The sequence below is a fragment of the Acidithiobacillus sp. HP-11 genome (assembly GCF_015100075.1).
GTDB lineage: Bacteria > Pseudomonadota > Gammaproteobacteria > Acidithiobacillales > Acidithiobacillaceae > Acidithiobacillus > Acidithiobacillus thiooxidans.
The window spans coordinates 1-11,348 of sequence record NZ_JACKYY010000064.1; the positions used below are offsets into that span (position 1 = coordinate 1).

Here is an 11,348-nt window from a genome sequence, read left to right on the forward strand (position 1 = left end):
CTCTGGAAGGTTTCAACAGTCTGCTCCAGTCCGCCAAATCCAGGGCACGGGGCTATCGCACCCACAAGAATTTTATTAACATGGCTTACCTCGTACTGGGTAAGCTGGATCTCAAGCTACCCACTTAAAACAGCGAGGAACCTATTTCCGGTATCCAGTAAAACGAACTCTCTAGCTATTACCAGTATAGCAATCAGAACCACCGTTTTAACACGGACTATCTGTCCACGATGTTTGATGGAGTGGAAAATTGTATGATTAAACTCCAGGGCAATCAGCAAGCTCATAATAGAGCCAAAAATAGTGGAAAAAGTACGATTATTTATATCAATTATTTTTATTTCCAATAGGTTTACGACGTGTGACAAAAAGCTGCCAAAAGCAAGCACAATAACTACCATTATCACGAAAGATATGGCGATTGAAAATATCTGTTCAAAACGTTCGTAAACCGTAAGAACAGACCAGTTTGCTCTTAGCTTATGGAATATTTTTGGATTGATTGGCATATCTTATACCCTCACATGTGAAGATTACTTTATCCATAATAAATGTCACAGTAGCCCTGCTTCACGATGAACCAGCAAACGCGCCAAGATCGCGTACTGATAGATAGCTATTCGAAGCCAAAGCATGAGTGATTTAAGCGGATCAGAAGACCGTTTTAAGAGACATGCTGTGGTGGAAAAGCAGCATTGCGTGCACATATTTCCTTAACCTTAAGGTATAGTGGTACCCAGAAATCAAAGTTTTAGATTACATAGACTCAATCATCAGGCCAACCAGCCTTTTTATGCAACACATACACTAGATAGATTTGTAAGACTATCAAGGTCATAAAAATAATTAATGTTGCGCAATAATACTGCGGCCATAACGCTCCCGATAACACAAAATCAAGACCCATGAATGCCGAAATCAGTAGGATGATATAATCCTTCATCGCAGCATACCTATCAAGGTTAAAAAGCAGATCATCTCCCTCCCTCTCCATCAGAAGCATTCATGAGATATATTTAAGTAGATGAGATTTAGCTCCCATCCAACCATGAACGCATGGTTTCATTCTTGAGCGTACTTACGAACATTTATCCATTATACATACTACGGCTAGCCAAATATTTTAATTTTAGCATGATGACGAAGATCATCGACAAATCTGGCCGCTTCTCGTTGAGCGAGTTGAACTTTAAGACGCTCTTTTATCGCGTTAAAGGATGGTGGAGTGATTACCCGAGTTGCCTGAACTTCCATGACGTGATAGCCATACTGTGTCTTTACAGGTCCGAATGGCTTTTCTATCGGTGCGGTTTCTATGGCTTTGGCCAGGGGCGCAGAAAACATAGCAGGCACAATCCAACCAAGCTCACCGCCATGCGCCGAACCGGACCGTATAATCGAATCTTTTTGAGCTAACCCTTTAAACTTCTTTCCATTTTTAAGGGCTCTCAAAATGTTTTCCGCATCAGCTTTCGTTTTTACCAGAATTTGCCGAACCTTGTACTCTTTTTTTCCCATGGATTTCACGAAATTATGGTAGGCTGATTGAAGGGTCGAAGCGGTTACAGGATGATCATGGACATAATGATCCACCGCCACATCAGCAAGAATCTGCTCACGAGCCAACGCTAAACGCGTCTTAAAATTAGCGGACTCATTGATGTGATGTTTGATGGCGTATTGTGACAATATCTCCATGTTGATTAAATTTTGCACAACTTGGTGCCGGGCGTGGGGTGTCTTCGCAAGGTTTGGGCTCATGGACAGAATGGTTTGCACTTCGCTCTGATCAATGGGCTTTCCATTAACCGTAGCAACTGTTCCAGCGAAGGACGGAATGGCATAGGCACTAACCACAGTAGCAAGAATAATCAATCGAATTTTTTTCATGTGAACCACCTTCTTATCGTTGCAGAAATCCACAACAGACAGTCTCAATACATCTGTGATCTAACACCACAGAACCGGGAGGAAACATTACACGGAGCGACCATAAGAACAACGATTCTATCCCGATAATCGTGACTGCGAACTATATCCATACTTAGCATTCAGATACCGACCCTCTAAAAAGGCTACCATCGCACTTCAAGGTGTGCGCATCACACCTCAACAAGATAGATATGCATTTTCTTTCTCCGGAATTCAAGATAGATAAACTGACCTTTAACCGACCAGAAAGTTCCCTGGCGTCATGCTCGCTGATGGGTTATCTCTCTAACAGTGCACCAATCAATTTCTCAACTCTAATCCACTACTTGAAAACCTCAGAACTTGTTCCCATAAATGTTATCCAATAGAGACGTAATCTGTAGTTTTACAGTCCAAGGAGATCTAAAATGTTAAGCAAAACTTTCCCATTAGAAAAATACATAGTGCTCAACCCGGCAATTCATAGAGTTCTTTATGTCACATACCCGGAAGTTGTCTATTCATCGGGTAGTACCACCGTTCTATAAAGCTGAGCAAATTTTATTCATGGGATTAATGGATATGAAAAAGCGGCTATTGCTAACCATTTTGGTTTTGCTGGGCATTCATCCGGGTGCAGGTATGGCTGATGTTCACCATAATCTGGCCTTTGTAGCAGGAGCACACTACCTTTGTCAGTCAGCCAATCAGGCTCGGGAGCAGGATATCAATCCAGATTACCTGGTTCCAGGATGCCAGCTTTATCCGGCCTCTATGACTGCCAAAAACACATCGTCCAAACCCGGCAAGAATCCCAAGATTCTTTTGCACAGCAGATTTAAATCTGAGTCAGGGACACCGCAAAATTCAAGGAGATAACTGATGAAAACCAAGCTGCGGAAAAATTCTCGCTATATCCTAACGCTGGCTGTGGCTCTTGCCTTGGGGTTCAGTGTGGGGGTGTCTGATCTTGTTTTCGGGCAGACGGATGGCACCATAACGCCCTTGCCGTCCCCTCAACAAGCCGCTAATGCGGAACGCATAGTAAATCTGCCTGACTTCACCCCCATCGTGAAAAAGTTTGGAGACGCCATTGTCAGAATTACGGACTCCTCGACAAAAATTGTTCACGGTCACCAAGGATTTTTCAATCCGTTTCCAGAAAACAGTCCCTTTTTTGGTTTTTTCCATGGCCTACCGAACTACACGCCCCCGGTGAAAGAGGTTACCAAGGCACTTGGCTCGGGTTTTATCATTTCCCATAATGGTTACATTCTTACTGCCGGTCACGTTGTGCGCGGTATGCATCATATTGTCGTCACCCTGACTAATCACCATGCTTATCGTGCGCGCGTTGTGGGCTTATCCGTGCGTTACGACACCGCATTACTCAAAATTCATGCACACAATCTCCCCATAGTGCGTCTTGGCAATTCAAAAAATCTTCAGGTTGGTCAATGGCTCCTGGCTATTGGTATGCCATTTGGCCTGTACAATACCGTCACCCAAGGCGTGGTGAGCGCGCTGGATCGCTCATTGCCGCACGACGATGAATATATTCCATTTATTCAAAGTGATGTACCCATTAATCCGGGCAACTCGGGTGGGCCCATCTTCAACATGCGGGGACAGGTGGTTGGCATCAATGATCAAATATACACCAACGATGGCGGGTATATGGGTTTGTCGTTCAGTATACCTATAGATACAGCCATGCGTGCGGTGCATGCTTTCGAGCGCCACCAAAAATTGAAGTTCGGATGGCTTGGTGTCGAAATTCAGCCCGTCACCCCTCAATTGGCAAAAGCCCTCCATCTCCCTGAGCCCGTCGGAGCACTTGTTGCCCAGGTTATGCCCTCAAGCCCTGCTGCCAAAGCGGGATTAAAACCGGGTGAAATCATTGTCACCTATGGCCATCATCCCATATATAGTGTGGGTACACTTCCCCCACTGGTTGGAGACACACCGCCAGGCAGAAGCATCAAGGTTGGGGTTTTAGAGCAGGGTAAACCCCACACCTTGCGGGTTAAAGTGGGCACCATGCCTCAACACATGCAGCTCGCCATTAGCAAACAGAGTCTGGATATTCGTCGGCTGGGCTTGCGCATTGGAACCTTGGGGCATAAAGAGCAAAAAGCACTGGGTATTCATCACGGGGTGTTGATCCAGGCGGTCTACCCGGGACCGGCAGCTTTTATCGGTTTGCACAGCGGAATGGCTATCCTGTCTATCAACCAGCAGCGTGTCGACAGTCCTGAGCAATTTGCACAGTTGGTAAAAGGGCTTCCGGCAAACACCCCGATATCTATGCGGGTGCGTAGCCATCATGAAAGTCTTTTTGTCGTGATTACGCTTCCGGGTTGAGTTTGAGTTTTGGTCGGTGATCAATCAGATCACATCGATCCGGGTGGGTCAGTCAATCAAGTTACCTGGCCATTGAAGAGCGTACAAAAGGGAAGCTCCGGACAGGAGCTTCCTTGCTAAACCTTTTCACCATCAAACCCATTATTAGGAGGCCTCATTGAAACAATGGTTAGTACTGATAGTCCTCGCTCTGTGTTATTGGGGCGCTTTTGAGATAGGCCACTACTGGTTGGTACATGACGTGGATATGCCTGATCAGCACACCCTGAAAGTCTACCATCCAGCCACAGACTCAACACGCTCCAAACATTCGACTGATTAATCCAACATCTTGAATATCCGGTTGGGTCTCTCTATGCAGGGACAATATCAGACGTGCATTCAACACACTACCAGTATGGCCAAAAACCCCAACCTGGTCCGTACCACCAACCCGGGTAATTGCCGAACCCAACCCCCATGTAAAACTGTTCCTGGACAGGCGGTTTTATCGGTCGAAGAGGCCAAAGATAAACAGCGCCTGCCTCCAATTTGGGATAGAGATAATTGAACTGCCCAATTTTATGATGGACTACGCCCACTATCCGCCCCACGAAGGTGATGTTCCGTCCGCTGCTGTAAACCATTGGATCATAGAAACCCGGAGTACATGCCAAAAAACGGCCCGTGTGGGCTTCCCCTTTTTCTGATTTGGGCTGGCCATTGTGACGCAAAGGTTCACCCAATACCGTAAAACAGGTTTGGTGCTCCTCGGGTTGAGTTTCAATCAATTTTCCACCCCAACGTACGATCTTCCCGTCATCCCGACCCGATTGTGCCTGTTCAGGCGCAATTTTCGGGAAGTTTCCACTGACGGGAGTGATGGTGGCACAGCCCGAAAGAAGGGCCGATACTGTTAAAGCAATGGCTGGAAATTTCTTTCTTATCATCCACATCGGACCACCTCCATGGATAGGTTTGAACATTGGTAATAAAACAACCGGAGCAAAAGGAATTCATCAAATCCATCGGTAAACCGCCAGATCCTGCTTCCCTGTATGAGACTGCAAGTTCAATGAATTGTTCATTGTCTGCGCATCAACAGAACATGTAGACAAAAAGGTCTATCGGTTTGACGAGGCGAAGCAGAAAATGAATTGAGGTAGGGTTGATTTCTTGCTGATCTTAATACAAGATTATAAATCACTTGCTACCCATTCTGTTGTTAATGACTGGTCCAGAACTCACGGAATTTTTCCACCGTCATCGAACGCTGCTCATTATAGGCGTTCTCTTTTTTCTTTTTGTTGGCTTGGCTGTTTTGGGCTACAACAAGTATCAGCAGCACCAGATGCAACAGGCCGCGCTGCTCTATAGTGAACTGGTAAACGCTACGTTTCACAAGAATAATAGCGTTGCCCGTACCAGTGCGGAAAGCATTATAAATACCTATAATCACACACCCTATGGAACGCTTGCGCATTTTTTTCTAGCTCGCCTGGATATGGAAGACAAACAGGTAGCCGTTGCTGAAAAAGCCTTCAAAGCGATTATTGATCATCATGAAGTACCGCTCGGCATGCATAGTTTGGCCCGCCTGAGTCTGGCAAGGCTCTATGTGGATCATCATCATCCCCACAAGGCACTTATCCTATTAACAAAGGTCAGCAAGGCCTTCGCAGCTATCACGGATGAAATCCAAGGCGATGCTTATACCGCTTTGGATCAGCCTGAAAAGGCAGAACAGGCTTACAAATCGGCCATCACCGCACTTCCGGTGACCAGCCCATATCGCCGTTACCTACAATTAAAAGAGGCGAATATTGGAGTCGTGCCATGATAATAAGAATGTTAAACCACGTAGAAAATTTGCATAGAATCAATTGCCATATTGTTCCGGCGTCATCATCCCAAAGTTGAAGTTAATCAGATCGACAAGGCAACATTACTGAGGACAAGGTACCTCATCTGAGAATCCGTAATCGGGGCAGCAAAAAGGGGATGCAAGGATTTCTCCTTGCATAATATATGCATCATCTATTAACGATTAGTTTTTTTGAACACCACCAGCCAGACGGTAGCCGTCAGCGTCTTTACCCCGGACGCGTCGCCAGATGACCTGCGGGGTGAGGCGGTTGGCAACGACGATAAAAACCTTACGCAAATGACCTGACGGACACTGCACGGCTTTGACGGCATGCCAGGAATGATCAGTTTGCGCAAAGAGAAAACTCCGGTTCCCCAGTACCTGTGAGGCCCCGGCCTCGCGCAAATCCGTATAGACCGGTGCCGAATGACGTGGCCATTTGCCACCATCATCCAGTACCAGCGTCTGTCCGCCCCAGGCTTCTTCCCAGTCTTCTGGCGTATTGAAATAAAAAATATGCGAACCTACTTTCCGCCGGGCATCCGTATGGGGTGAAATGGAGGCGCCGGATGGCGCATAATGCCAGTGCATGGTCAGGATAACCGGTGTCCTGGATGTTAAACCGAGCATCTCGCGCCAGAAATCCTTGTAAGCCTCACTGTGCAATTCGTGAATAAAATCCCTCCAGCTGGGCGTCAGGACTTTCTCCAGCGCTGGTCGATATTGCAGTGCGAGACGATCATGGCTTGCTTGCCCGTGCGCTCTTTTGTAACCCATTTGGGATTCAAAAAGAACGGGATCAGGAAGATCCTTGCAGAGTTGTTCAAACATTTCCGGAAAAATAAAATCAGTAATGCGGGTCCATGGGTAAGGCTGCGTATGCCGAAATTTTTGGGATTGGGCGCTCAGCCTGTCCATAACCGATTTGTTGATTACATCCATAAATGCCATCCGAAATGATCTGCTATTGCTCACCCGCCTAAGACCATTATATCGCTAGCAAATTCCAGGTGATTCTGCAGTGAAAGCCTTCAAACAAAACCGTGAACAATCATCGCCTCGTCAAGTTCGACCCCGACTGGCAGGGAACTTTCTGATAGGAACTCCGGTCTTTTCGGATGGAAGAACACTTCCATCCGATTGTTTTGGTCCCAGGGTTTTTTACAGCAAGGAGGATAGCCATGAAAAGAAACCCTCTCTCGAAAACAAAACGCCAGTGGCTTGCCTTGGCGAGCTTGCCCCTTCTCGGTGCGACTATGGCCTTACCCCTCGCCCATGCGGCGACAGCTTATGTTTCAGTGGATGGCCATTCGATTCCCGTTTCTGCGGAAAACAAAACCATTCATATTCCCGGTGGTGTCATCCGAATACAAACGGTCACTTGGGGGGCACAAGGTCATCCCGGACATTTGCAGGTGACTGCCAGCCATCTCTCTCCAGTACAGGCGCAAGCGCTGATCAATCGGAGTTTGTGGCAGATGCGCTCCATGCAGGTGGCAATGGATCAACAGATCGCTCAAATGAATCAGCTCATGCGGGTATCTTTTGGTCCTTTCATCGGTCCAGCCTTCAACTTCCCTGAACCGGTCATGATGACCCGATGGTTTTTGCCTGGAACAGAGATGAGGACGCCCATTCAGACATCCCATGTACTGGCAGCCCCCATAAATCCCTTGGCCAGTCACGAGATCCTGTCAGTACGCTGGAAGCATCCTGAAAAAACAGATCATCCTCAATTGCCCATTTGATAGCATTACGAGATATACCCCAAAGACCAGCTCGCGGTGTCTGAACACGAGCAGCAGATGATGTTGGCGAATACTCCAAGGACCTCTTGGAATCAGGCATCTGCCGTGAATTCGTTGCTGTTTTGACGGATTCAGCCCCACGTCACGGGGCATTTTCCTATACCAGGAAGGTGCTATGTCCACGCTCTTATGTCGCCAGTGCATTTACTACGTTGCTTTTGGTCTCACCGTAATTCCCGTTGCAGCAACGGCTGGTGAGTTAGTGGTTCATCACGTCCCCGAATTTCGGGTGCATGTAACGGAGATGCCAAAATCAGTGGCAGGAATGTCTGTGAATAAACTTGTAAAATGGGCGCATGCTGGAGATCCTGCAGCAGAAAATGCCTTAGGTGTGCACTATTTTTATGGGAGAGGGATTCCAAAAAACCAGCAAAAAGCAGATATCTGGTTTCGTAAGTCGGCAGAATCCGGAAACGCCAATGGGGCTTTTCATCTGGCCTTCGCCTACAACTTCGGCGAGGGTGTACCAACCAACACGCATAAAGCCGTTTATTGGTGGCAACAATCTGCAAAAGATCGCAAGAAATGAGCCAATTTTGTGCTCAAGCGTATCTTGAAGATCCTTGCGTTAGTTTTATTCGCGGCCTTCTGGGGATTCTGGATTGGTCATCAAGGCCACACCCATATAGAACGGCTTTTTGAGCCCAACAAGAGCCACTCCCCGCATATGGGCATCCCTCCCATTACTTACAGCAGCTTGTCAATGAGGTGACTTGGAGGTAACAAGACATCCTCCCCTCATGATTGGTTCCTGATAGAATTTAAGTAACTGAGGAGTGAGGAGACTGTTCATTGCCGAACCTGCTGACCGAGCAGATCACCAAAATTCGCAAGATCATTCATGTGGACATGGACGCGTTTTTCGCCGCTGTGGAGCAAAGGGACCATCCCGAACTCCAAGGACAACCCGTCATCGTTGGCGGCGACCCGGCTGGTCGAGGTGTCGTGGCCACCTGCAGCTATGAAGCCCGTCGGTTCGGCATTCATTCCGCCATGACAGCCGCCCGTGCCCGGTCGCTCTGCCCGCAAGCGATTTTTCTCCGCCCCCGCATGGAGGCCTATCGGAAAGCCTCCCGTCAGGTCATGGAGATTCTACGGAGATATACCCCACTTGTGGAACCTCTGTCACTGGATGAAGCTTTTCTGGACGTGACAGCGGCCACTGCCGATGGGGTCCTGGCGGTACAGATTGCCCGGGAAATTCGTTGGTGCATCCAACAGGAAACTGGTCTGACCGCCTCGGCAGGGGTATCTTACAACAAGTTGCTGGCGAAACTCGCTTCCGATTGGCGCAAGCCCAATGGGCTTTTTGTGATCCCGCCTGAAAAGGGCGTGGACTTTCTGTCTCCCCTCCCCGTTGGCAAGCTCCACGGTGTTGGACCGGCCACGGTGAAAAAGTTGTCCACACTGGGTATCCATACCGTTCTGGATCTCCGAAATGCCGAAAGGGAAACATTGATCGCACAATTCGGCAAGACCGGTCTTTGGTTTTACGAAATTGCCCGAGGCATTGACAAACGTCCCGTTCAACCCAGTCGCCAGCGAAAGTCCGTAGGCGCGGAGCGGACCTTCCCGCAAAATATAAACGACCCTCAGGTCATGCTGGCCCATTTGCAGGAAATGGCGAGCCAGGTTTCCGCTCGCCTGATAACCGTGGGGCTGGCGGGACGCACTATCAGCATCAAGGTGCGCTTTTCTGATTTTGAAACAATCACAAGAGCCTATACCCATGCGCAGGCTGTTTGGCGCAAAGAAGATCTTATTGCCTGTCTGCCAGATTTGTTGGACAAGGCGCTTCCCGTTGAATCACAGCCATCTATCCGATTGCTGGGAGTATCCGTGAGTGGCATGCTCTGTTCAGAGGACTCTGCCACACATACTGGCCAGATGGATTTGCTGGAAGAAATCTTGGTGGAATCACGCGGCGTTAGGCGATAGTAAAAGATAACGGACGTTGCGATGTGGTTTGGCGTATTGTTTTTTAATGGCAAGGACCCAATGAAACGGCAGTAGATCGTTTAAAATTACTGCAGGAGAGATACAAAATGGATGGTGAAAATGAAAAAGATCGGGCGCAGTCGTCAATTCTGGAAATTGGGCTAGTCATGGAAAATGCTGAAGGTCAGCGGATCCCCGCGATACAGATGCGGCTCTATCCCATGGTTCAACAGGCCTTGCTGGAGGCTGTGGATCAGTTAAGGCACGATCCAGAACAAGAATATATCCGGGTCACACTGTATGGCACTGCAGAAAGGGGCGTGCAGATGGATTTTTCGCGGGAAGCTTTGTTAAATTTAGTGAGCACCATTCAGGAAAACCGATTGAAAAATATTGAAATACAGTAAAATATAGAGCAGTCATAGACATAAGCAGTATTAATATTTTGCTTTGAAAACTTGATTAATTGGAATACTTATCGATTTATCATAAGGCATTTTTATAGAATCTATTATCTAATTATCGGGGGATCTCTGATCCAATCCTGTGTTTCTCGGGTGCATCTATCATTCCTGTTCCTTCTGCATGACAGAACTTTATGCATATTTTGCGATCGAACGTTGGCACGTTTAAGAATGTTTGGGCGTATTTGGCTTATTTAATGAGGTTATTATGAAGCTAGAGAAACTGTCCGATGGAAAACTCCAGTTAAGTATGACTAAGTCTGAGGCGGATAAGGTATCTGATGCGCTCCTCAAAAAAGCGGGAGAATTCAACCGGTCTACTTTGGACTTTGCCTATCTTTCCGCAGAGGCAGTACTTTCCATGGATAACAACTTCCGTCAACCAAAGTCGTTCTATCAAGGAGTATCTCATGCAGGTTAATGTTGAAGATAAGATGGTCGTAGCGACAATGAGCGAAAGAGAGGCTGGTAAGATTATGGAGTCCTTGGCTAGTTTGTCGTCGATACCGGCGGACTTGAAGACATTCCATGAGTTATTCAAAGGAATCAGTATTCCAGACAGGCGGCGAGGTGAGGTTCGGCATGAATGGGGTGATCCACTCGATATGGATCCGGATATTGGTCCGGCCTAACTGACAATATGTCGGTACCGTTATGTTACTGACCCGATTTTTCTGAACATTACTCTCCTTTTTATCATCTTTGAAGATGATTTGTGCCACAGGGGTAGGAAGCCCTTGTGGCACACTCTTTAGGACATCTACTAGCTTCGCTCAGTTGTTTCGGAAGCTGCCTAGAGATACCGCTGAAGAACGTGCATTCCATTCGCTTAGATACCACTATACACCCCCTTGAAATTTTACTGGAGCGTACCCATAAATCTTTCAGCCTGAGAGCAGGCTATGATTGTTAGAAGGTTATTGTTATAAGATGGAGGTATACACCATGGCTAAAGAAGTATCCCGTCCCACGGTTATGGATGTGCGTCCGACTGATCCACTGGAASKTTAGCCATGG

14 protein-coding genes are annotated in these 11,348 nt (G+C 47.3%); 10 read left to right on the top strand and 4 right to left on the bottom strand.

The annotated features are described in order from the left end of the window. On the top strand, positions 1–128 hold a 128-nt coding region (locus H7F08_RS13940), incomplete at its 5' end, for a transposase (protein ID WP_193639917.1). Here the strand turns inward: H7F08_RS13940 and H7F08_RS13945 are convergent. Continuing rightward, positions 117–509, bottom strand: a complete 393-nt coding sequence (locus H7F08_RS13945; protein ID WP_193640856.1) for a phosphate-starvation-inducible PsiE family protein — start codon at positions 507–509, stop codon at positions 117–119. The two genes, H7F08_RS13940 and H7F08_RS13945, sit on opposite strands and share 12 nt — an antisense overlap. Positions 510–1,110: 601 nt before the next feature. After that, positions 1,111–1,890 (bottom strand): peptidylprolyl isomerase, encoded by a 780-nt coding sequence (locus tag H7F08_RS13950; RefSeq protein WP_193640857.1) that lies wholly within the window; start codon positions 1,888–1,890, stop codon positions 1,111–1,113. Positions 1,891–2,406: 516 nt separating this feature from the next. On the opposite strand from H7F08_RS13950, the gene H7F08_RS13955 reads away from it, so the two are divergent. Both H7F08_RS13955 and H7F08_RS13960 read left to right on the top strand, forming a co-directional pair. After that, positions 2,407–2,790: a hypothetical protein gene (locus H7F08_RS13955; RefSeq protein ID WP_081577474.1), complete on the top strand. Its 384-nt coding sequence runs from the start codon at positions 2,407–2,409 to the stop codon at positions 2,788–2,790. A 3-nt stretch (positions 2,791–2,793) separates the two neighbouring features. Further along, the gene (locus H7F08_RS13960) at positions 2,794–4,275 is read left to right on the top strand and encodes a trypsin-like peptidase domain-containing protein (RefSeq protein WP_193640858.1); all 1,482 of its coding nucleotides are present in this window, start codon (positions 2,794–2,796) and stop codon (positions 4,273–4,275) included. Between the two features lie 389 nt (positions 4,276–4,664). On the opposite strand, the gene H7F08_RS13965 is transcribed toward H7F08_RS13960, so the two are convergent. After that, positions 4,665–5,204 carry a Slp family lipoprotein gene (locus H7F08_RS13965; RefSeq protein ID WP_193640859.1) on the bottom strand — a complete coding sequence of 180 codons (540 nt, stop codon included), beginning with the start codon at positions 5,202–5,204 and terminating at the stop codon, positions 4,665–4,667. Positions 5,205–5,482: 278 nt separating this feature from the next. Between H7F08_RS13965 and H7F08_RS13970 the strand changes: the two genes are divergently transcribed. Beyond that, positions 5,483–6,094, top strand: a complete 612-nt coding sequence (locus H7F08_RS13970) for a YfgM family protein (protein ID WP_193640864.1) — start codon at positions 5,483–5,485, stop codon at positions 6,092–6,094. A gap of 207 nt (positions 6,095–6,301) precedes the next feature. On the opposite strand, the gene H7F08_RS13975 is transcribed toward H7F08_RS13970, so the two are convergent. Beyond that, positions 6,302–7,063 carry a 2OG-Fe(II) oxygenase gene (locus tag H7F08_RS13975; protein ID WP_193640860.1) on the bottom strand — a complete coding sequence of 254 codons (762 nt, stop codon included), beginning with the start codon at positions 7,061–7,063 and terminating at the stop codon, positions 6,302–6,304. Between the two features lie 239 nt (positions 7,064–7,302). On the opposite strand from H7F08_RS13975, the gene H7F08_RS13980 reads away from it, so the two are divergent. From H7F08_RS13980 to H7F08_RS14005, 6 genes are all read left to right on the top strand, one after another. Further along, the gene (locus tag H7F08_RS13980) at positions 7,303–7,869 is read left to right on the top strand and encodes a hypothetical protein (protein ID WP_193640861.1); all 567 of its coding nucleotides are present in this window, start codon (positions 7,303–7,305) and stop codon (positions 7,867–7,869) included. Between the two features lie 175 nt (positions 7,870–8,044). Beyond that, positions 8,045–8,458 carry a tetratricopeptide repeat protein gene (locus tag H7F08_RS13985; protein ID WP_024894753.1) on the top strand — a complete coding sequence of 138 codons (414 nt, stop codon included), beginning with the start codon at positions 8,045–8,047 and terminating at the stop codon, positions 8,456–8,458. Positions 8,459–8,721: 263 nt separating this feature from the next. Continuing rightward, positions 8,722–9,867, top strand: coding sequence for a DNA polymerase IV (gene dinB / locus H7F08_RS13990; protein ID WP_193640862.1), 1,146 nt, complete (start codon positions 8,722–8,724; stop codon positions 9,865–9,867). Between the two features lie 107 nt (positions 9,868–9,974). Beyond that, positions 9,975–10,274 (top strand): hypothetical protein, encoded by a 300-nt coding sequence (locus tag H7F08_RS13995; RefSeq protein ID WP_024894751.1) that lies wholly within the window; start codon positions 9,975–9,977, stop codon positions 10,272–10,274. Positions 10,275–10,539: 265 nt separating this feature from the next. Continuing rightward, entirely contained in the window at positions 10,540–10,752 is a 213-nt protein-coding gene (locus H7F08_RS14000; RefSeq protein WP_024894750.1) for a hypothetical protein, read from the top strand. Beyond that, the gene (locus H7F08_RS14005) at positions 10,742–10,963 is read left to right on the top strand and encodes a hypothetical protein (protein ID WP_193640863.1); all 222 of its coding nucleotides are present in this window, start codon (positions 10,742–10,744) and stop codon (positions 10,961–10,963) included. Before H7F08_RS14000 ends, H7F08_RS14005 begins: the two co-directional genes overlap by 11 nt. The last annotated feature ends 385 nt before the right edge of the window (positions 10,964–11,348 follow it).

Coding starts and splice junctions, on each gene's coding strand:
- H7F08_RS13975 (WP_193640860.1), bottom strand. CDS start 7,063: ATGGATGTAATCAACAAATCGGTTATGGACAGGCTGAGCGCCCAATCC.
- H7F08_RS13955 (WP_081577474.1), top strand. CDS start 2,407: ATGTCACATACCCGGAAGTTGTCTATTCATCGGGTAGTACCACCGTTC.
- H7F08_RS13965 (WP_193640859.1), bottom strand. CDS start 5,204: ATGATAAGAAAGAAATTTCCAGCCATTGCTTTAACAGTATCGGCCCTT.
- H7F08_RS13970 (WP_193640864.1), top strand. CDS start 5,483: ATGACTGGTCCAGAACTCACGGAATTTTTCCACCGTCATCGAACGCTG.
- H7F08_RS13950 (WP_193640857.1), bottom strand. CDS start 1,890: ATGAAAAAAATTCGATTGATTATTCTTGCTACTGTGGTTAGTGCCTAT.
- H7F08_RS13960 (WP_193640858.1), top strand. CDS start 2,794: ATGAAAACCAAGCTGCGGAAAAATTCTCGCTATATCCTAACGCTGGCT.
- H7F08_RS13995 (WP_024894751.1), top strand. CDS start 9,975: ATGGATGGTGAAAATGAAAAAGATCGGGCGCAGTCGTCAATTCTGGAA.
- H7F08_RS13945 (WP_193640856.1), bottom strand. CDS start 509: ATGCCAATCAATCCAAAAATATTCCATAAGCTAAGAGCAAACTGGTCT.
- H7F08_RS14000 (WP_024894750.1), top strand. CDS start 10,540: ATGAAGCTAGAGAAACTGTCCGATGGAAAACTCCAGTTAAGTATGACT.
- H7F08_RS13980 (WP_193640861.1), top strand. CDS start 7,303: ATGAAAAGAAACCCTCTCTCGAAAACAAAACGCCAGTGGCTTGCCTTG.
- H7F08_RS13985 (WP_024894753.1), top strand. CDS start 8,045: ATGTCCACGCTCTTATGTCGCCAGTGCATTTACTACGTTGCTTTTGGT.
- H7F08_RS14005 (WP_193640863.1), top strand. CDS start 10,742: ATGCAGGTTAATGTTGAAGATAAGATGGTCGTAGCGACAATGAGCGAA.